The organism is Thalassobacillus devorans (assembly GCF_900176565.1).
Classification (GTDB): domain Bacteria; phylum Bacillota; class Bacilli; order Bacillales; family Halobacillaceae; genus Thalassobacillus; species Thalassobacillus devorans_A.
This window is the reverse complement of sequence record NZ_FXEH01000006.1, coordinates 377,257-398,847: the sequence shown is the minus strand read 5'-3', so window position 1 is coordinate 398,847 and position 21,591 is coordinate 377,257. Positions and strand designations below refer to the sequence as shown.

The 21,591-nt window shown below is 42.4% G+C and carries 21 protein-coding genes; all 21 read right to left on the bottom strand.

Annotation, left to right across the window (positions count from 1 at the left end; all coding sequences use genetic code 11):
• Positions 1 to 79 precede the first annotated feature (79 nt).
• On the bottom strand, positions 80 to 682 hold the full coding sequence (locus B9Y67_RS12910; RefSeq protein ID WP_085507111.1) for a YesL family protein: 603 nt from the start codon (positions 680 to 682) through the stop codon (positions 80 to 82).
• A gap of 21 nt (positions 683 to 703) precedes the next feature.
• Complete coding sequence (locus tag B9Y67_RS12905) at positions 704 to 2,191, bottom strand: glycoside hydrolase family 32 protein (protein WP_085507110.1); 1,488 nt, start codon at positions 2,189 to 2,191, stop codon at positions 704 to 706.
• A 39-nt stretch (positions 2,192 to 2,230) separates the two neighbouring features.
• Positions 2,231 to 3,085 (bottom strand): carbohydrate ABC transporter permease, encoded by an 855-nt coding sequence (locus B9Y67_RS12900; RefSeq protein ID WP_085507109.1) that lies wholly within the window; start codon positions 3,083 to 3,085, stop codon positions 2,231 to 2,233.
• Positions 3,086 to 3,089: 4 nt separating this feature from the next.
• Complete coding sequence (locus tag B9Y67_RS12895) at positions 3,090 to 4,079, bottom strand: carbohydrate ABC transporter permease (RefSeq protein ID WP_085507108.1); 990 nt, start codon at positions 4,077 to 4,079, stop codon at positions 3,090 to 3,092.
• A 105-nt stretch (positions 4,080 to 4,184) separates the two neighbouring features.
• Positions 4,185 to 5,549: an ABC transporter substrate-binding protein gene (locus B9Y67_RS12890; RefSeq protein ID WP_085507107.1), complete on the bottom strand. Its 1,365-nt coding sequence runs from the start codon at positions 5,547 to 5,549 to the stop codon at positions 4,185 to 4,187.
• Positions 5,550 to 5,684: 135 nt separating this feature from the next.
• Positions 5,685 to 6,680, bottom strand: a complete 996-nt coding sequence (locus B9Y67_RS12885; protein WP_085507106.1) for a LacI family DNA-binding transcriptional regulator — start codon at positions 6,678 to 6,680, stop codon at positions 5,685 to 5,687.
• Between the two features lie 361 nt (positions 6,681 to 7,041).
• Complete coding sequence (locus tag B9Y67_RS20715; RefSeq protein ID WP_176223997.1) at positions 7,042 to 7,188, bottom strand: hypothetical protein; 147 nt, start codon at positions 7,186 to 7,188, stop codon at positions 7,042 to 7,044.
• Positions 7,189 to 7,591: 403 nt separating this feature from the next.
• Positions 7,592 to 8,830, bottom strand: a complete 1,239-nt coding sequence (locus B9Y67_RS12880; protein ID WP_085507105.1) for a benzoate/H(+) symporter BenE family transporter — start codon at positions 8,828 to 8,830, stop codon at positions 7,592 to 7,594.
• Between the two features lie 86 nt (positions 8,831 to 8,916).
• The gene (locus tag B9Y67_RS12875) at positions 8,917 to 9,705 is read right to left on the bottom strand and encodes an enoyl-CoA hydratase/isomerase family protein (protein ID WP_085507104.1); all 789 of its coding nucleotides are present in this window, start codon (positions 9,703 to 9,705) and stop codon (positions 8,917 to 8,919) included.
• A gap of 23 nt (positions 9,706 to 9,728) precedes the next feature.
• Positions 9,729 to 11,285, bottom strand: coding sequence for an AMP-binding protein (locus B9Y67_RS12870; protein WP_085507103.1), 1,557 nt, complete (start codon positions 11,283 to 11,285; stop codon positions 9,729 to 9,731).
• Positions 11,282 to 11,776 carry a (2Fe-2S)-binding protein gene (locus tag B9Y67_RS12865; protein WP_176223996.1) on the bottom strand — a complete coding sequence of 165 codons (495 nt, stop codon included), beginning with the start codon at positions 11,774 to 11,776 and terminating at the stop codon, positions 11,282 to 11,284. Before B9Y67_RS12865 ends, B9Y67_RS12870 begins: the two co-directional genes overlap by 4 nt.
• Positions 11,777 to 11,781: 5 nt before the next feature.
• Positions 11,782 to 12,651: an FAD binding domain-containing protein gene (locus B9Y67_RS12860; protein WP_085507102.1), complete on the bottom strand. Its 870-nt coding sequence runs from the start codon at positions 12,649 to 12,651 to the stop codon at positions 11,782 to 11,784.
• 19 nt (positions 12,652 to 12,670) lie between these two features.
• The gene (locus B9Y67_RS12855) at positions 12,671 to 13,129 is read right to left on the bottom strand and encodes an SRPBCC family protein (RefSeq protein WP_254901799.1); all 459 of its coding nucleotides are present in this window, start codon (positions 13,127 to 13,129) and stop codon (positions 12,671 to 12,673) included.
• Positions 13,126 to 15,558, bottom strand: coding sequence for a xanthine dehydrogenase family protein molybdopterin-binding subunit (locus tag B9Y67_RS12850; protein WP_085507101.1), 2,433 nt, complete (start codon positions 15,556 to 15,558; stop codon positions 13,126 to 13,128). Before B9Y67_RS12850 ends, B9Y67_RS12855 begins: the two co-directional genes overlap by 4 nt.
• Positions 15,555 to 16,163, bottom strand: coding sequence for a nucleotidyltransferase family protein (locus B9Y67_RS12845; protein ID WP_085509175.1), 609 nt, complete (start codon positions 16,161 to 16,163; stop codon positions 15,555 to 15,557). The genes B9Y67_RS12850 and B9Y67_RS12845 overlap by 4 nt, the downstream gene beginning before the upstream one ends.
• On the bottom strand, positions 16,160 to 17,275 hold the full coding sequence (locus B9Y67_RS12840) for an XdhC family protein (RefSeq protein WP_085507100.1): 1,116 nt from the start codon (positions 17,273 to 17,275) through the stop codon (positions 16,160 to 16,162). Before B9Y67_RS12840 ends, B9Y67_RS12845 begins: the two co-directional genes overlap by 4 nt.
• Positions 17,276 to 17,288: 13 nt before the next feature.
• Positions 17,289 to 18,056, bottom strand: a complete 768-nt coding sequence (locus tag B9Y67_RS12835) for a helix-turn-helix domain-containing protein (RefSeq protein ID WP_254901857.1) — start codon at positions 18,054 to 18,056, stop codon at positions 17,289 to 17,291.
• Positions 18,057 to 18,757: 701 nt separating this feature from the next.
• The gene (locus B9Y67_RS12830) at positions 18,758 to 19,888 is read right to left on the bottom strand and encodes a YeeE/YedE family protein (protein WP_085507098.1); all 1,131 of its coding nucleotides are present in this window, start codon (positions 19,886 to 19,888) and stop codon (positions 18,758 to 18,760) included.
• A 21-nt stretch (positions 19,889 to 19,909) separates the two neighbouring features.
• Positions 19,910 to 20,170 (bottom strand): sulfurtransferase TusA family protein, encoded by a 261-nt coding sequence (locus tag B9Y67_RS12825; protein WP_085507097.1) that lies wholly within the window; start codon positions 20,168 to 20,170, stop codon positions 19,910 to 19,912.
• 14 nt (positions 20,171 to 20,184) lie between these two features.
• Entirely contained in the window at positions 20,185 to 20,544 is a 360-nt protein-coding gene (locus B9Y67_RS12820; protein ID WP_085507096.1) for a rhodanese-like domain-containing protein, read from the bottom strand.
• A 12-nt stretch (positions 20,545 to 20,556) separates the two neighbouring features.
• On the bottom strand, positions 20,557 to 21,480 hold the full coding sequence (locus tag B9Y67_RS12815) for a sulfurtransferase (RefSeq protein ID WP_139823799.1): 924 nt from the start codon (positions 21,478 to 21,480) through the stop codon (positions 20,557 to 20,559).
• Positions 21,481 to 21,591: the final 111 nt, after the last annotated feature.

The following is a 21,591-nucleotide window of genomic DNA, read 5'->3' as shown; positions in this document are numbered from 1 at the left end:
AATAAAAATGGGCTGAAATGTTGTCGTGGCAAAAGCTGATGCTGAAGAAAGGGGGAAATCCGCCTGAATATAAACGCAATCAGGCGGGTTTCGGTGAGTTTTTATAAAAGGAAAATAAATAGATAACCAGGCCGAGCACGATATTAATCGAATACAAAGGTAAGATACCTGGTACCAGTCTGATGCATAAACCAAGGAGTACCATTCCGATCACCATCATTACAACCCTGCCAGGATAGTACATCAATAAGTGTAAGGCCCGTTTAACAGCTGTGATCGCTTTCTCTCCTTGACTGAGCGGAAGCAGGGATAACAGCAGGATAAATGCCGCCCCTCCGGCCAGGAACAACGTACTGCTTACAAATACATAAAACCACACGCCATCAAAATGGAGACTGGCATATGTATTCAGCATCAAGACAACGAAAATAAGGAGCGCAGGAATAAATATGGTGTTTGCAGCGGTAAATTTACGTTTATAGATGTTCCAGTAAAAGGATAATGGAGCCGGACGACGACCGGACAGCCATTCGTTAAGTAATGCAACCCCTGCAACGGAAGCGGGGAAAAAGCCCAGTATTCCTGCTCCCAGCAGACTGAATCCGATCCATAGTACATTCAGCAGAGCTAAACGCATCAGCCAATCACAAATGACATAAATAATTGCACCGGTTCCCTTCATTCCTGACACTCCTTCTGTCTGTTATCTGTTAGCTTGCTGCCAACGTGGAGAAAGTTCACTTACCTTATAATCGCTTACATCAGCTGTCCCACCGACGGCCTCCATGACAATTTCGTAGGATATTGCTTCGGAGGGCAAGTGCAGATTGGTTAAGGCCACCTTGCCATCATCGGTAAATATCTCAACCGATGAGTGATCACAAATAACGGTCAGCTGGTAATCGGACCTGCCCTTCCGTAATGGAGCTTCAAATGTTCCGTTATAATGTTTGGAAAATCCTTCTTCCGTATATCCCCGTCTGACATAGAGGACATCCTTGGAAAAATCGATACCAAACAGGAAACCAGGGTCATCACCTGTGACAAATACGCGCCCCTCCAACCGTTGGCTGGTTCCCGCTACAACTTTCATATCTATTACAAATGGAAGTACCGGCTGCCTTTTCGTAACCTTATCAGAGTTGTTGACTGTAAAGGTTTCTGAAGCGGGTCTGCTCTTACGTAAGCTTTCCAACTCATGGACAGGCTTCTGGATTACGCATTCCTCGCCATCCACGGTAGTTAAATTTAGTTCACGGGGAAGGCTCATGGCGCTTCTCCATGGATCTGTCGGTACTTCATTGGCGTATTGCCAGTTACTCATCCAGGCGATGACAACCCTGCGACCACCCGGAACATCTGAGAATGACTGCGAAGCATAAAAGTCCTTTCCGTAATCAAGCCAGCGTACTTCTTGTTTGGATTGTTCTGGTGTAAATGTCTTGCCATCAAAAGATCCAATGAAATATTGCGTACCCGATCCACCAGCAGGACCACCAGCATCAATACCTATCGGCAGTACCCACTTCTTCTCACCTGTTTTCTCGTTGATAAGCGGGAAAATATCCGGGCACTCCCACACGCCCTCTCGTGCACCCCAGCCTTCGCCGAACTCACTGACGTAGGTCCATTGTTTCAAATCCGGGGAAGTGTAAAACTGAACTTTTCTGCCGGCAGCAAGTACCATCACCCACTTGGCTGTTTCCTCATGCCAGATCACCTTTGGATCGCGAAAATCCTGGATGCCCGGGTTTTTAATGACCGGATTGCCCGCATATTTTTCCCAGGATCGTCCTTGATCTTTACTATAAGCAATACTCTGACGCTGGAGATCGCCATCTGCATGGGTGAAAATAGCTACCAGCCCTTCTTTTCCATCAAAAAAACTAGTGGTGTCGTTCCAATCGACAACAACACTCCCGGAAAACACCATCCCCAGCTCATCGGGATACAAAGCAATCGGAAGGTGTTCCCATGTAAACAAATCTTTACTGACAGCGTGGCCCCAGTGCATCGGCCCCCACTTTTTACTATCCGGATGGTATTGATAGAAAAGGTGGTATTCCCCTTTGTAATAAACCAGTCCATTCGGATCGTTCATCCACATCTTCTCAGGCGTAAAATGGATATGTGGCCGAAATCGTTCCTGGTAGTAGCTGTTCGTCGTAGTTGTTTCTTGGTTTTGAATCATGAATATGTGACACTCCTCTCTTGTCCCCCTGCATAGTTGTCAGTTCTTGGATCCTGTATGTGTAAGACCCTGGACATAATACCTTTGTAAAAAAGCGAATATTAACAGCATTGGTATCGTTGCCACCGTAAGTGCTGCCATCACTTGCCCCCATTTGATCGGCGGTTCGTTCATGAAATATTGCAGGCCGATCTGAATGGTACGCATACTTTCATCCGAGGCGACCACAAGCGGCCACAAAAAGTCGTTCCAGTGATTGATAAACAACACGATAGCCACCGTAGCGAACACCGGTTTTGATAACGGAACAATAATCCGGAAAAAGATGCCGATCTGGGAACAGCCGTCAATCTTGGCCGCCTCCTCCAGTTCTTTCGGAAAATCCAGAAAGAACTGCCGAAATAGAAAGATAGCAAAAGCATTGGCAATGAACGGCACAATCAGACCGGTGTAGGTATTCACCCACCCAAGATCATAAACGAGTACATACAGCGGCAGGAAAATACTTTCCGGAGGGATAATCAACGTAGCGATGATGACCCCCAGCCAAAAACCTGCAAGCGGGAATCGGAACCTTGCCAGAGCATATCCTGCCATCGAGTTGACAATCAACCCGAAGGTAATGATGCCAATTGTATAGATCAGACTGTTGATGATATACCTTAGCAGGTCGACCCGTTGGAAGGCTGCCACATAGTTGTGAAAATAACCGCCCTCGACATCAGCTGGAGCTGGCGGAAGAAATGCCTGCAGCGATTGCATGTCCCGGAAAATCTGAAATTCATTTTTTAAAGAGGATACAAGCATCCATACCAATGGGAAGAGGAAAATGAATGTCAGGATAACAAGCGAGAGATACAAGGTGAATTTATTGATCATTCGTTTTTTTCTCATGGATTTACCCCCGTTCCTCTTTAATCAGTACACGCTGGATAATAGTAATAACCAATACGATAACCGTAAAGACTACCGCCATAGCCGAAGCGTACCCAACGTCTCGGTAGTTAAAGCCAGTTTCATAGATATGATAGACAAGTGACTTGGTCGTACCTAATGGTCCACCCTGCGTCATGATCATCGGCTGAACCAATAGTTTGAAGGCCGCGATACTGATTGTTATAAAAATAAACAATGCAATGTTTCGCAAACCTGGAAGTGTGATATGCCAGAATTTCTGCCAACTGCTGGCGCCATCAATATCTGCTGCTTCGTACAAATGATTCGGGATGTTTTGAAGTCCCGCTAAGAAAATCATCATCTGAAACCCGGCCCCTTGCCATACGGACATCACAATGATCGAATTCATCGCCTGATCCGGACTGGTTAAGAAAGGCTGCGGCGGGATACCCACGGTTTGCAATAATTGATTGATAAGACCTTCATTTGGATTGTACATAAACGTCCATAAAATAGAGACGACGACAAGTGACATAACTACCGGAGAGAAGAATGCCGTCCGGAAAAATACCCGGAAACGAAGCTTTTTATTGATCAATAAAGCTAAACCCAACGCTACAGATAACTGGACTGGCACAACAATCACTGAGAAATAGACCGTATTCCAAAATGCCTGCCTGAACTGGGCATCTTCCACAATATACTTAAAGTTCTCCAGCCCAATGAAAGATACGTCGTCAGGGGTAAGAATATAGAAATCTGTGAAACTATAATAAAATGCCGCTCCCATCGGATATAAAAGAAAAACACCCAGCAGGACCAAGGCCGGAGCAAGAAAGAAGTATCCTGTCATGGCCTCTCTAAAAGCCTGGGATTTCAGTTTTCCTTTTTTTCGTGGAGGAGGGGTTGGTTTCAATTGCGGTTGCTTTGCCGTTTGGTGAAAATGGCGCTCATTTTCCAATTTTTCTGCTGAGCTATCATTCCCTTTCACTTTTTTCTACCTCCCTCATCTATCCTCGTGAACCTATCATTTTCCATCTGACCTACAGCCAATCCAGAGCCCCTTTCACAAGGGAAGCTCTGAATGATTTCTGTCTTACTTGTTGAATCGCTTCAGCTCACGTTCTACCCGTGAAACTTGCTGTTCTACCACGCTTTCCACATCTTCTCCAAGCGCAGCAGCATGGAAGGATTGGGCAAAGGCATCAGTTAACACTGGATAAGCCGGCGTAGACGGACGGGCATGTGCTGTTTCAATAACCTGCTCTTTCATCACGCTCCAAGGTAGTTCATTGAACTTATCCATACTCTCAAATGCAGACTCCTGAGCCGGCGGCATACCTGTGGCTTCTGAGATCTTAATCGTGGCTTCTTCATTCGTCATCCATTTCATCAGCTCGGTTGCTTCTTCAGGGTTTTCTGTGTTTGTTGTGATCGCATATGCCATACTTCCAGAAGGAGATACTTTCTCATCTTTATATGGATAAGGCATCATACCCCAGTTGATCCCGGCTTCTTCAGCAGAAACTGCGATCCATGGTCCACCAAGAGCAAGTGCTGCTTTTCCTTCCTCAAACTGCATCTCACCAGGGCTTTCCGTGACAACGCCTTCAGCAAACAATTCTTTGACATAATTTAGAGCTTCTAATGTTTCCGGGCTGTTCAAATACCCGTCCACTTCTTTTCCATCTTCGGAAATCAGATCACCGCCATTAGACCAGACAAGTGGAGCACCCATGAATGTCAGCCATTCTCCAACACCATAATTCATAAACAGGTTTAACCCATAACGGTCTTCTGTCGTCAGCTTTTTAGAATTTTCCAACAATTCATCCCATGACCAGGCTTCATCCAGTGAATGAGCAGGCTCGATTCCTTCTTCTTCTAAAATGTCCTTATTGTAGTAAAGCATGACGGAAGCTTCCATCGCACCCAGTGAATACAATTGATCCTGATAAGTTCCTTGCTGAATAATAGAATCAACGTATTGATCGACAGTTTCCTGATCAACATAATCATCGATAGGCTGAATAACCCCTGCATCGGCAAAACTTGATAAGTATGGTCCATCAATCGCCATGACATCCGGAAGATTCCCGGCTACAAGAGCTGCATTAATGCTATCGCTATAAGCACTTGCACCATCGTCTATGATGACTTCCGCGTTCACATGGATATCCTCATGCTCTTTATTAAAACCATCAATCAATTCTATATAAGCATTTGTTTCATCTTCCCCTGTTTGGTGAATCCAGAATTCCAATACTACATCTTCGTCGCCAGTCGCTTCGACACTGGTATCCACTTCACCAGTCTCAACTGTGTCACTCGTCTCCGAACCCCCTGACTCTTCATTGCCTGCATTACCACCATCTGATTCCGCTCCACCACTGCCATTAGAACAGGCAGCTAACGCCAACAAAAGCATCAGACCCAGAAACACGTACGTAAATTTTTTCATTAACCTTTCCTCCCTTTGTTTTGATACATATTTTCCTTTCTACAAAACCCCAAATAATTTGTTGTTTTGCGGACACCTCCTTAAAAAAACGTTTACGTAATCGTTTACCTAATGATTAAAAAGAAAAGGAGCCTTTTAACAGGAACCCCTTAGAATCAACTCAGAATCCAGCATAATCTCCACCGGTTCATCCTGTGAGCCTTCCACCTTCTTCAATAATTGCTCTACTGCTGCTTTTCCAAGCTCCAAGGCTGGCTGTCTCACTACGGATAACGGTGGCGAGGTGATTTTCATCCAATCATAATCATCGTACCCGATGATTGCCATTTCTTCTGGAACCTTCACTTCTTTTTCCTGCAGATAAGATACCGCCCCCATTGTCATAACATTATTCGCGACAAAAAGTGCCGTAACCTTTGCTTCATGTAATTCCTTCGCCAGCTGATATCCCTGTTGGAAAGTAGCCGGCCCTTCTTTCATATAGTTTTCATCAATTGGAAGCTGATAGTTTTCAAGTGCTTCTTTATAGCCTTCCAGCCGCTCATCACTTGTCGTAATCCCCAGCGATCCTGTGATGAAGCCAATTTTTTGGTGACCTTTATTAATTAACTTTGTCACAGCCTCATAGGTACCTTGACGATTATTGACCAGTATCATATCTCCCTTTAATTCAGCAGGATGACGGTCAATGAATACGACCGGATAATCTCCTGAGAGCTCTTTCTCATAGTTACAATCTTCGCCATTGACCGGGGCAATGATTAACCCATCAATGAACTGGCTGTTAAATACTCTTATCTGATCACGTTCGGTATCTACATCTTCATTCGAATTACTTAAAATCAAATTATATCCGTTATCTTTCAAAACCTGTTCAATCCCGTTAGCAATCGACATAAAAAAGAAATTAGATGTATCTTCTGCCACTAATGGGACTAAGAGCCCAATGGTGTATGATTTACGACTTCTTAAACTGCGGGCTATCCGATTAGGCCGGTAATCTAGTTCTTCCATAGCTGAAAAGACCTTATCCTTCGTTTCTTCAGCTACAAAGCGAGTACCATTGATCACATGGGAAACCGTTGCTGTAGAAACTTGTGCCTTGATTGCTACGTCTTTAATTGATGCCATAGCTAACTCCTCATTTCTATTTAAAACCGAGGTAAACGTTTGCGTAATCGTTTACCTGTAACTAAAACTATAAATCATGCAAACGCTTACGTCAATAGAAATTTTATTAATTAATATAAGTTAATACCCCCCTTTCTTATCATAAAAAGATCACAGCTCCCATGAGAAACTGTGACCTATTTTAAAATAAAATTATCTTTCTACTGCGTTTGCTGCAGCCTTCACAAGCTCCACGGTCTGGTCTACTGTATCCATAAGGAAATTCTTGAAATCTTTGGTGATGTAAACACTGGTGTCTTCTGGATAGTGTTCTCGAGCAGCAACATGCAGATGACCGCCAGGAAGGCGCCAAGACCAATTCTTACACGGGTAAAGCGATATTGACTTTCATTCGAAAGATAGCTTCCTCCTCCGCCAGCTCGCTCTTTTGAATCTTCTGTTGGTCCATCCTCATGGCAAACATAAGGAGTGTCTCGATAATCAGATGCCAGCCATTTACAGACTTCACCGTTCCTCTCTACCGGCCATGGCCCTGTTTCTGCATTCAGTTTCTTCCTATAGTAATGTGAGTCCTTCTTTTTTTACAATGCTGACTAGTTAGTTTAAGTACAAAAATCCGAAAATTATATACATATTTTAACATAAGGTCCTAAGAATAAACTTGGACTATCACTAAGCTAACATTGAAGACAACACTCCAATTAACTTTTGTCTTTACAAGTCAACCAGCAGTAGTACATAGGTTTATGGATGCTTTTAAAAAGGTTACTAATTATTGTGATTATTGAATTGTTAAATCCACATAAATGTTGATATATCGACGACAAAAAGAGTGCGAACCGCATTGCGATTAGCACTCCTGATTGTATTATTTAAAGTTTTCTCTCGGAGAACTGAACTCAAAATTAACATTAAGCTGTTTCAACTTTCGTACGTGATGAATCTTCTTTTCTGCTTTGTTTAACGGCATCAAAATCTCTCTTTTCTATAATTAAGGAAACTAGAACACCGCCGACTATAGCCCAGAATGGCGAACTGATGTCAAAGAAGCTTACCCCGGACATACCGATGACAAGAGCAAAGAAGGAACCTATTTGAAACCTTGGATTAGAAAAAGCTGATTGTAAAGAACTTAAAAGGACCCCAATCATTGCCAATCCTGCGACAGTCCCGATCAATACGGAAGGCATACCAGTAACAAATGGGACAGCAACCCCCGCTAACAATCCGAAGGTTGCAAAAAGCACACCATTCACAACAACGGAAGCATAGCGACCTTTCTTATCTTGACCAGCTTCTTCAGAAGCGCATATAGCAGTCATTGGACCGGCAACATTAGCATTATGTCCTCCGAATAAGGAAGTAATGATTCCGCCAATACCACTATAAATGGTCATGGCATTGATCGGCGGCTTATAGTCCTGAGCGATCAATACACCTGACGCTTGTGCATTCTCTGCACCTATTACCAATAATGCTAAGGGAATGGAAATCGAAAGGATAGCATCAATACTGAATGTAGGTATCACAAAACCAGGTACAATAAAGCTGGGTTCCATAGCGCCCATTTGAAACTGGTTCATTGAACCTGCAAAAATTACTGCGACCAGAAATGCTGTTAATATCGGAGGAACATGTGCAATAAACCTTGATGAAAGTAAATATACAAGAATGGCTGCCCCTGCGATCAAGGGAGCTTCTTCTACGGATGTAATCATGCCTGTTCCAAATCTGATCATCGCTCCTACAATCATTGCCATGACAATAGGAACGGGGAGCCAATGCATAACCTTTCCAATCAATCCACTTATACCTAAGATAAATACAATAATCCCTGAAACAAGATAAGCTCCAGCTGCTTCATTTAAGGAGAAATGGGTTAGTGCACCTGCTACAAGTACGGCCCCTGGAATAGAATATGCACCGGCAATTGGCTGCTTATATTTCAGAGATAGAATAAGCCCAAGTAACCCGCCGAAAAAATAGATGGCAAACAACCAGGAAATCGTTTCAGCCTGCGATAACCCTCCATTTTGAGCTCCTCCTATGACAATTAAAGCTGGGCCAGTACATCCAAAGATTGCTGCAAGAGTCCCGGCGCTGATGGTATTTACGTTCAAATTCTTAAGTAGATTGTTCTGTTCATTCATCAACAGCCCCTACCACCTTTCTGAAAATTCAGAATTTATTGGTTATAAAAACTGGCTGCTGCAAGGGAAGCCCTTGCAGGCCTCCCTTATTTTCCTGTAAATTGCGGCTTTCTTTTTTCTACGAAAGCCTCTACACCTTCTTTAAAATCCTCAGTTCCCCTTAACATGCCATAAGCTCTACCTTCAATTTGCAGCCCTGTACTTAACGGACCTTCTTCTGCAGAATTTAATACTTCTTTACATACACGTTGTGCCAATGGTGAGAAGCGAGTAAGGTCCTTAGCCACACTTGCTACCTCTTCTTCTAATCGATCCTTTTCTACTACTTGAGTGAGCAGCCCCCATTGATAAGCTTCATGGGCAGGAATTCTTCTGGCACGCATAATCATGTCTTTAGCTCTAGTCAATCCAACAGCCCGTGCTACCCGTTGAGTACCACCGCTTCCCGGTATCATCCCCAAATTCATTTCAGGCAATGCTAACAAGGTATCTTCTGCAGCAATCCGAAAATCACAAGCCATAGCGATTTCAAAACCTACCCCGAATGTATATCCCTGCAATTGAGCAATCACCGGTTTTGGAGAACGCTCAGGAGCTGCTACATTTTCCGCCAAGTGAGATAATTCTTCCGGATGAGCTTCCAAAAACTGCGGAATGCTTCCCCCAGCACTAAAGGCTTGGTCACCTTCTCCTTTAATAACGATTACCCTTACATTTTCATCTGCATTTAAATCCTCGAAAATTTCAGAAAATTGAGCTCGTGCGAGCATGCTGATGTAGTTCATTTTTTCTGGTCGATCAAAAACAATCGTCGCAATTTTGTCCTCCCTGTTTTTTTCCACTCGAATGTGATCATATTGTGTACTCGTTGTCATATTTATTTCTCCCTTCTATTTTCTTACTGGACTACCTGCTCATCACTAAATAATTCAAATTCCCCTTCACGTAATTTTCTGCGAAGGATCTTTCCTACTGGACTTTTCGGTATTTCCTTAATGAAAATATAGTTTCTAGGTCGCTTGAAATTAGATAACTTCGGGTGGTTTTTACAGTACTCATCCAACCCCTGAATAGTAAGTGATGAATCGGATGGTACTACATAAGCAGTTACGATCTGCCCCCAACGATTATCCTCTTCTCCGACGATAGCAACTTCTGACACCTTAGGGTGTTTCGCTAAAATATCTTCTACTTCTAATGGATGAATATTTTCTCCACCGGAGATGATCATATCATCTACTCTACCTACTACGTGCAAATCTCCATCTGCATCTATATATCCTAAATCACCAGTAAAATACCAACCATCTCGAATCGATTTTTTTGTAGCATCCGGCCGATTCCAATACCCTTTGAAAGCTTCACTGGAATCCAGGCTCGCAATAATCTCCCCAACCTCTTCCTTGTTCACTACATCCTTGTGACTGGCGCCCCCATTTGGATCAGCATTCACTATACGGATATTTTGATGGAACCCAGGCTTACCAGCGCATCCAGGCTTCTCTCTTACATTTGGATTAATTGTGAATGTGTACACTTCTGTGCTTCCATAATGATTGACGAAAACTTCAGGTTTAAAGTATTTCACACATTTTTCTGTCAAGGCAGTGGTCATGGACGCCCCTGCGTATCCTAATTTTTTCAAAGAAGTGAGATCGTATTCCTCAAAATGTGGCTGGTTCAACATATCATGATAAAGTGTTGGAACTAAATATAAGCAAGTAAGTTGTTCCTCACTTAACAATTCAAGCGCATCGTTAGCATCAAAATCGGGAAGTATCACATACTTACCATTGACAAAGGCGATTGATAACAGTGATCTCATCCCCATCGTGTGATAAAGAGGCATCGTTCCAAGGGTACTTTCACCTACTGTATAATGGTTTTGTATAATGTGGGCTGTAGCAGACGCATATTCATTTTTATTACTTCTCGGAACTCCCTTCGGCTTGCCGGTCGTTCCTGAGGTATAAAGCATAAGGGCTATGTCATCATCCTGAACGGTTGGTTGTTTGTAGCTTACTGGACTCCTTTCTACTAACTCTTTGAAATAAATATCTGCCCCTTCTACGTCATGTACGCCTATCAGAATAGGCCGCTCTTTAAAGTCTGCATTCAGGACAGCTTCCTGACTGACATTTTCATAGACGATTGCGGACGCTTCCGCATCGTTCACGCAATACTCGACTTCCTTGGCCGATAATCGAAAGTTAATAGGCGTATAAATAGCACCAAGCCTCTGCAAAGCCCAATAAGTAAGTACATTTTCCAACCGGTTTTTTAATATAACGACTACCCGGTCTTGTTGCTTGACCCCTATCCGTTGCAGAGAGGCAGCCACTTGAGACACCTTAGAATCCAACTGGGAATAGGTCAAGCGAATATCCCCTTGTACAACCGCAGTCTTATTTGGGTGTCTTTCTACTGCAAACTCTAGTAACTTTGCAATATTCATGTGTTCAACTCCTTTACGGAATTTTTGTTTTCTTCAATAGTCTTCTCTACAGCTTTTACTATGCCATCGTAGCCTGTACACCTGCATAAATGTCCTGACAGCATTTCTTTAATTTCCTGACTGTCTGCTTCTGGTTTTTTTTCAATAAAGTCAGTGGCTGCCATGAGTATCCCTGAGGTGCAAAAACCACATTGTAGTCCATGATTTTCCTTGAAGTTTTTCTGCAGAGTCGTTAATTCTCCATTTTGTGCGAGCCCTTCTACCGTAAGTATACTCCTGTCGTCTGCCTGCACCGCGAAGATTAAGCAACTTCTAACTGCAGCATCATCTAATACGACCGTGCAAGCTCCACACACCCCATGTTCGCAGCCGACATGCGTACCAGTAAGTCCGCATACCTCTCTCAAAAAGTCACTTAAGAGCATTCTAGGCTCCACCATTTCCTCATATCTGGTGCCATTGATAGTGACCTCGATTTCCTGCATCGCCAAATTTATCACCCTCTCGCTCTTTCATATGCCTGACGTAACGTACGCGAAGTCAGCACTTTAGCTAGATGCCGTCGATACTCTTCAGAGGCATGAAGGTCTGATTCGGGCTCCACACTCTCCCCTACTATTTCTGCTAGTTGTTCGATTAGTCCCTCCGTCAACTGCTCTCCGCAGAGCACTGTTTGGGCATCTTCTATTAGAAATGGAATAGCTTCTACACCACCCAAAGCTAAACGTACGTTTCCAATCCTGCCAACCTCGTCAACGGCCATCTGACACGAAGCAGCCACCAGCGCAAAATCCCCATGTCGACGAGCAACCTCCATAAATGAATGGCCTGTTTGCCCTTCCCAGACAGGAATATGGATTTCAGTTAGTATCTCTGTTGGCATTAAATCAGTAGTAAGGTAGGTTATAAAAAAATCTTCTGCATCAACTATTCGTTCTTCATCTCCCGAAGAAATCTTTACTTTCCCACCAAGTGTCATCAGTACAAGTGGGAGTTCTGCACTCGGGTCAGCATGGACGATACTCCCACCAATTGTGCCTCTGTTCCTTGTTTGCACATGTCCAATAAATGGGACTGCTTCTTTTAGTAAAGGAATATTCTGTCCTACTACTTCAGAATCCTCTACCTGGCTTTGTCGTGTCATAGCACCTATTTTGACTACATGGTCTTTGCACTCAATGAAGTCAAGATCAGTTAATCCGTTGATATCGATCAGACACTCGGGAGTTGCCAAGCGCATATTCATTATTGGGACGAGACTTTGTCCACCAGCTATTATCTTTCCGTCAAATCCAGCTTCATCTAAAAGTCTTAGTGCATCAGGAAGGTTATCTGGCCGGTGATAATCGAATTTGGCTGGTTTCATCACTCAACCTCCTTTCCATTCAAGTATGCTGCTTTGTGTTTTCCAGTTCTTTTTTTAATTTCTTAAAGAAGTCCTGAATAATCATTTTTGCAACACCGCCGAGCATCCGCTGACCTATCATGGCCACTTTCCCACCAACTTCTGCATCGTAAGTATACTTAAGTGTAGTTTCGGTCTCATCCTCGGCTATTAAGTCAATGTTACCCACGGCTTCTACTGTACCAGGACCTCCTTCCCCTTTTACGATCAACTTGTAGTGCTTAGGCTTGTCTAACTCTGCCAGCTCTATAGTGGAGGAATATCTCCCTTTAACTGCAGCAATCCCCATTGCCAGCTCTGCTTCATATTTATTTTCTTCAATCTGCTCCAGCTTTTCACAACCCATAATGCATTTCTCAAGTACATTTGAATCCATTAATACTTCCCATGACCTTTCAATCCCAGCATTCAAACTCATTTTTCCTTTTCCTTCCATCATGCATTCACCTCTTTGTGTTTTTGATAGATATCTGACTTTGCTAAAAGTCTCCATATATAATTTGGACTTAAAGGAAGTGTGTCAATTTCAATATTATAAGGGGACAATGCGTCACTAACGGCATTGGCAACAGCTACAGGAGCACTCATCGTATTGCCTTCCCCAAGCCCTTTGGCTCCAAGTGGAGTAATCGGTGAAGGAGTCTCCATGTGCTTTATCGTTACTTTTGGCATTTCTGGGGCAGTAGGGCAAAGGTAATCCATAAAAGATCCAGTTAAAAATTGCCCTTTTGAGTCATATGCTAATTCTTCATACAAGGCGCCACCCAGCCCATGAGCAAGCCCGCCGAATATTTGTCCATCTACAATTTTAGGGTTTAATAATTTCCCTGCATCATGGATGGTCACATAATCAATAATCTCTACATTTGCTGTTTCCGGGTCAATTTCTACCGTTACCAGGTCAGAGACAAATCCATAGGTCACTGAAGAATTGATTAAATCCTGTTCATCAGGCGGTTCAGTATTTTTGGCTGTATAATAATAAGTTTCATAGATACCTGGTTCCATTCCTTCCGGCAGAGCCAGAGGGTTCCAATGTGCTGTACCGACAGCACGTTTTAATGAGTACTTCTGTTCCGGATTGTCTTTGACAAAAATACTTCCTGCTTTTAATTCCAAATCACTAGCTTCCACCTGCAGCTGATGGGCCGCTATTTTAAAAAGTTTAGATTTCACCTTGTGGGCTGCATAAAATACTGCACTGGATCCTAAGGATGCGAATCTACTGGAATAACTTCCTGATGCAATCGACCAGGCGCTTGTTGAAGTATCCAATTCCGCCACTACATTGACTTTATCCATAGGGATACCAAGTACATCAGCTATGATTTGGGCTGCAACAGTTTCATGACCTTGACCGGATGGTGTAGTGCTGATTCTCACATTGACGCTACCCGTCGGATCCATAGATACGGTTGCCGCTTCAGCACACCCGGATTTAGGGAGGGAAGAAGCTCTTTCCTCCGGTGTTAAAGCCACCGTGATGTATCCCATGTTTGAACCTGAAGGCTCCACGATATTCGCAAGTCCTACACCGAAAATTTTCCCTTTCTTTCTTGCCTCTTGCTGCTTTCTTCTAAACTCTGTATATTTGCCGGTTTCAATCGCGAGCTCAAATCCCTTTTCATAATCCCCGCTATCATATATACCTCCGGAGGCAGTCTTATAAGGAAACTGATGCTTCTTGATTATGTTTTCTCTTATGACATCTGCAGGGTCCATAACAAGTTCCTTTGCAACTCGCTGCATCAGTCTTTCTAATGGAAAATAAAGCTCTTGACCGCCATATCCTCTTATAAGTCCTGTCGGCAACTTATTAGTCATGGTTGCAATTGCTTCAATATGGAGGTTTGGAATATCATAAGCTCCAGTAGAATTAGCATGCGTCCTGTATAAACAAGCAGGCTCAGGAGCTCGTATATATGCACCAACATTGTCAATCATTTTCATCCTTAAGCCCGTTACCTTGCCACTTTTCTTTACAGCAGCCTCTATATAAGTGACTCGGTCTGTCCCACTGGAGCTTGCTGATAAATGCTCTTGCCGATCTTCAATCCACTTTACTGAACAGCCAGCAATACGACTGGTGATGGCTAACAGAACCATGTATGGAAATGCCCCTGCTTTTATTCCATAACTCCCCCCGATATCTTTAGGGACTACAATTCTTAGTTTGTTACCAGGGATACCTAATGCTTGTGCCATTACCGCCTGAATAACAAATGGCCCGTGAAAATTTGCATGGATGGTATAACAGTCTTCGCTATTTTCATAGCTTGCTAGGATTCCATATGTCTCTACAGGTATTGCAGAGTATTTTGGGAAGTGGTATTTATGCTTGATTACATGGTCAGCTTGCTCGAACGCCTGATTGACCTCCCCGTAATCGAAAGTCCGATGATTCGCTATGTTGGAACCCACATTTTCATGGAGTAACGGAGCATCAGATTCCAAGGACTGCTCTATGTCGACAATCGGCTTGAGTGCTTCATATTTCACTTTAATTTTATCCAGCGCATCTTCAGCAATATATCGATTTTTAGCTAATACTACTGCTACAGGTTCTCCAACATAACGAACCTTATCAACAGCAACCGGGTAATATTTAACAGGAGCACTTACACCCACACTAAAAGGTTTCATATACTGTTTAATTTGCTCACCCGTGATGACTGCTTTCACACCAGTTACCTTTTCAGCTTCTGATGTGTCGATTGAAATAATATCCGCATGAGGATACGTACTTCTCAAAATAGCAGCCTGAGCGGTATTGGGTGGTGTTCCAATATCATCCATGTACTTCCCCTGACCGGTTAATAAGCGATCATCTTCCACTCGATTGACAGGAGTCCCTATTGATTGAGTCATAAACAAACCTCCTCACTCAACACTTTTTCATAATCACCTTTTGTATCGATATCAAAAAGGTGATTTGTGCTCATCTCTACTAACTCAACTTGCTGATAATATTTTTTAATAACTGATCTTCCACCTTCATCGCCGGTTACGCTGAATAACTCACCAAATAGCTCTCTATGGAACAACACTGGGTGTCCCCTGACACCAAAAGAAGTTGATTGAAAGATGGAAGAGTTCCTCGCCTTTTTATATCTTTCAATTACTTTATTTATCTCGTGTTCTGTTATATAAGGTTGATCCCCAAGAAGGAATAAAGCAGCCTCTGCATATTCAGGCAATGCGATCAATCCTGCTTTCACCGAAGTTGACAACCCTATATGCGCTCTGCTGTTCAAGACCACTTTACGAACACCAGGAATTCTTGCTTCATTGACCAGACCCTCTACTTCCGGGTTTACTACTACTACAACTTCATCTAAGGAGGAGTTGATTGCTTTCTCAATAACTGAACGAATCAATGTCTTACCTTTGAAAGGTAGAAGCATCTTTGGAGCGGACATACGAGAAGACAACCCTGCAGCTAAAACAATTCCCCAGACTTCTCTTTTTTTCATGTTGTCAATGATGCTTCTTCCTCTCTTTTTTGCTCCCATATATAAGGCCCCTTTGTCATCTTAAGTGAAATACCATTACCTCCGCGGTGAACATTGATCATCTCAGTAACAATGCTATAGGAAATCTCTTCCGGTGTTTTTGCACTAATATCAAGCCCTATAGGACTATAAAAATTAATCAGTTCTTGTTCTGAAATGTCTTTGGCATTGGATATTCCTTCGAGTAGCTGGTACGTACGTTTCCTTGGACCCAAGATCCCGATATAACCTGTCTTCACTTTCAGTAGCTCACTCAGTATTTGCTGGTCTTGTTCAAAATGGTGGGTCATTATAACGATGAACGAGTGCTCGTTCAATGTCATTTCAGGTAAGGTCCCTCTTTTGTTCAAAATCAGCTCATCCGCATCAGGAAAATGTGAGCCACTAACAAACTCTGGCCGATGATCGATGACAGAAACTCTCCAATTCAATCGTTTTACCCCATCAACAAGTGGCACAGCATCTGGTCCTGCCCCAAACACAATGACATGAGGAGAAGGGATAACGAAATCGAAAAAGACTTCTAACTCCTCACGTCTATAAAGACCTGTTTCATTATTCTTTAAACGTTTATTGTACTCATTCTTAATTCGCTCATCTTTTATCTCATTATGGCTTGAGTTTTCCTCCTCAATGATTATTCGTTCCTTTTCACTTGATATTGGATTATCTGAGGAAATAATAGTAATCATGCATATTGAACTACTTAACGCCCGAGAAAAAAACTCTTCGATTTGAATAGATGAAGGGGACATAGGGTAAAACGGCTCTAAATATATTTCAATCGAACCGTTACAACCCAGCCCTAATCCCCATAAATCATCTCCTCCATCTCGGAAATCATAAAATACTTTTTTGGAGTTTCCAGTCTCCATAACATGTTTGGCATATTCACCTAGGTCTCCTTCCACACAACCTCCGCTTACAAGTCCAGTTATAAAACCATCTTCACTAATAAAACATTTTGCTCCAGCTTTTTGGTAAGTAGATCCTTCCGTACGAATGATAGTACCCAAAACCCCTTTTTTCATTAGGTCACGACATCGTTTCATTTCCTTATAAATCGGAAGCATAAGCTATCTCCCTTCAAGCTTTAATAGTTCGTGATTCATTTTTCCAATAGAATTGATCACGGTATTCACTAGGTGTGTTTCCCACATGCTTTTTAAATGTTGTTGCAAAATATCCTGCAGTTGTAAATCCCGTATTATTAGCAATAACTTCAATTGGAAGCGATGACAGTCGGAGCATTGTCTTTGCTTTTTGCATCCTGACAAAAGCGAGATACTCGACAAAACTTTTTCCTGTCTCATCTTTGAACATCCGACTAAAATAGGAGGGACTCAAATAAACCTGATCGGAAACATCTTTCAAGGTAAGTGATTCGTTATAACGCTCCTGAATAATATGAATAGCACTCTCAATCGGTTTACTTAAATCTGATACAATCCCACCTTGCCCTCTGTTCATGATATTGTTTATCTGCTTACTCAGCTCGGGAGTCAACACCCGTTCCAATGTTTCAACTAAATCCGCTTTAGAAAGCGCTTTCAACAAATAGGCGGAGAATCCTGCATTGATAGCATCCTGTACGAGACTAAACATTTTTAGGTGAGTCACTACGATCACCGGTAAATCTGGATACATTTCCAAAGCAGTTCGTCCCAATTTAATTCCATCCATATCAGGCAAAGATAAATCAATAACCATACAACTAGGCTTGTTTTGTTTTAATAGAAATAAAGCGCGATCAGCTGTACTTGATTCATAGATAGAAAGAAAATTATACTTGCTTTCTTGAATAATCTGACAGAACTCATGCCGACTCTGTTTATCATTATCAACAAGCAACACTTCAGCCAAATTGAGTTCCTCCTCACTTAAAAAGTCTAACGAAGATTTCCTATCTGTTGTTTTAAAATCTTGCACTTAACTTTTTATAATTTTGTCTTATTAGAATTTTCTGATTATTAACTAGCATATAAGAGATTTTTATTACTCTGTTTTAAATTTTTGCTTTTACCTGTTTAAAATATTTCTCTAAATAGAATAATTGACCTCTTGGTATTTTTTTACTTGGTTTTATAAAATATTGATATTAGAGAGGGGATTGATTAGCGGAAACAAAATTTGAGTTTCTAAAATACGATTGAAGTGAATGCAAGTTGTTCCAAAAAAATCTTAAGATTTCGTCTCGGGGATATTATTGCTCGTATAATCAATGATAATAAACAAAAGATACATATTTATCTACAAGTTTTCGTTTAAAGTTTTTAGGCCTTACTTCATTTTATTTACACCAAATAATCCCTCTATTTAGTATTAGAACTACGGGAGGTGACTTTAAAAAATAGGAAACCCCAAGTTGGGATTTCCTATTTTACATCTTAAATCAGTTTTTGGCCTATTAGTAATTAATCATGAATCCCATCTTTAAGAGTTAACTCACTGGGGGCAGGTATTTTTCCTGCAATAAAGTAAAAGAGAAGACAGAGACTACGTTAATAAACAACCTGAATCACATACGTACGGATCCAGGCTGCCTATTTAATAAACTATGCACTTTCATCAAAATCAAAGTCCATCTTTTGGAATAACATCAACGGCATTTTAAAGATATAGGCTGTAGCAATGAACACACCGCCAGCCATACCGACAATGACAATCAAACTACTGATGGAAAGGCCGCCCATTCCGGCTACCACATTGGCGATATTACAGCCTGGTGCCATCCGGGAGGATATTCCCATCAGCAAGCCGCCGCCAATGGCGTAAGGAAGCCTTGAGGCTTTCGGCTTTCTGATCCGGAAGCTTTTGCTTAATAAGGCTGAGACGAACGCCCCGATGATCATGAAAATGACCAGGGTTTCTTCCGGTCCAAGTCCGATCACTGGAAAGTCTGCGAACATGCCGTTCAGGTAGGTGTTCTGGTAAATGAAATCCTCTCCGAAAAAGAAGGATAAGAGTACCCCGCCGATCCGGGTTTCCGGTCCTGTGATGCTGATCGAAGACATGACTACAAATTGAATGGTTGCAAGTATCCCTAGCAGTACAGCAACAAACCGGATGTCCCAGTGGCTTTTCGTTAGTGGATTTCCTTTCATATCCTGCAAGGATTCTTTAGCACCTTGCCATATGCCGATCCATCCAAACTGATGAGATGCGATAAACAGCATTAAGGCGACTATCAGGAAAGGGATTAGCAGAAATGGCAGGTTCATTTGGAAAAGGCTGAATCCTTCTTCGGTCAATGCTAATGGCTCCATGACATAGTCGGCTGCCCATGGATCATATACAAGAGCAAACAACAGGTTCCCGGCAATCATACAGGCGATGACAATCCAGAACTGGATGTATCCCATACCTGCACGATATAGGGCACCGGAAGCACAGCTGCCGGCAATCGTCATTCCGATACCGAACAGAATACCGCCGATCAGGTTAGAAAAGCCGATTGGCATCGACCAGACTTGCTTGACCGAAGCGAAGCCAAGGGTCAACATAAGTCCAAATCCGAGCATAGCGGTAGCAATCAGGACGAGGACCCCTTTTCCGATTCGACTATCTCGGACACTGATCCAGTCACGGAACGATGCTGTGAAACAGAAATCTGCTTTTTGCAGCAGAAAACCGTATAGAAAGCCGAATATTCCAGCAAGGATGAACATATCCAAGATAAAAAACATGTGTATCGATTCCTCTCTGCGTTACAACTTTTTCAGGTAGATTTTATACTCGCCGTTCTCAGATACGATACCTAATACTTCAGCGATTTTGTTCATTTTTACAGCTGCGGGAATAGTTTTCGTCGCGATGGAGTGATCCGTCACTTCCATGACGATTTCACCTGGCTTTGCTTTTTTCAATGCTTTTAATGCGATATTCAAGGTGTGAGGGCAAACTTCTCCAATCCCGTCCACCGTATAATCAGGTATCACTGTGCTCAATTCTTCTGTGCTTAAAGCCATCTTAAACTCCTCCTTTAATAAAGATCTTTCACATCTTTGATGATATTCTCTTCGCCTGTCTGCACATCTTCATCCCAGGCAAGCATGCCGCCGTCATAGTTTTTGACTTGTTCAATGCCGTTCATTTTGAAAAACTTCGAGGTTTCATGGCTGCGCCGTCCGCTTCTGCAAACAAGTACGTACTCTTTATCCTTTTCAAAGTCATCAACTACGTCGACAATCTCACTCATAGGGATGAGCGGAAGCCCTGGAATATGGGCCTCCACATATTCTTCGTGTTCCCTAATATCAATCACGATCGTTTGATCCTCTTTCAATGCCTGTTTCAGTTCGTTAACGTCGATTTGGGTGACGCCTTCTTTTTCATATGCCATCATAATCACCTTTTATTCGATAGTTGTAGAAGCTACATTGCCATACTCTGCCCAGGATCCTTCATATGGTTTGATAGAATCATAGCCTAATAGACGAAGGGTAAAATACGTATGTGCTCCGCGTACATTGGTCTGGCAGTATGGAACAATCGTTTTGTCCTTGGTTACGCCTTTTTCTTCATATAGTGCCGTTAGTTCTTCTGCTGATTTGAAAGTTGGAACGCCATCTTTTTCTGTAATGGCTTCACTCCATTCGATATGGACCGCATTTGGTACATGACCTCCGCGTTCTGCTCTTACTTCTTCTCCTGTATATTCCGCTTCTGATCTCGTATCCAGAATAACGACATTTTCATCATCAACGGATGTCTGTAATGTTTCGATGTCACACATTTTTTCTTGATTCGCGGTAGCAACGAAATCGCCTGTTTGTAGTTCCGGTGCCTCCGTGGATGTATCTTTACCGGCATTCAGCCATTCAGTGAATCCCCCGTTATAGATTTTCACGTCCTGATGACCATAGAATTCCAGGGCATAAAACAAACGGGCAGCACTTAAGCTTGATCCATCGTCATAAATGACAACCGTGTCGTCCTGGTTGACACCGATGTCCTGCATTTTTGCAGCGAATCCTTCTGCCTCAAGCAAAACGCCATCAAATTCCGCGTCTGGATCCACAAGGTCGGAAGTAGAAAATGGAATAGCACCTGGAATGTGGCCGCCTTCGTACCCTTCTCTCCTTGTATCAATCAGTGTTACATTCTCTGCATTATCTTCTACCCAATCGGTATCGACAAGCAACTCACTATTTGCATATTCTGCTGCTGTTGCTTCTTTTTCTTCTGAGCTGTCCGCATTCGTTTCTTTATTTTGAGAACAACCGATCAATACGACCGAAAGAATTATAGTTGTAAATAAAAATAGGCTCTTTTTCAACTTTACTTCCTCCTCAGGATGTATTATAGTTTTTTGTAACAAATATATTACAGTTATTCCGATGAGATTACAAGGGATTAACGGCAAATAAATTTTCGGGGGTATATCATC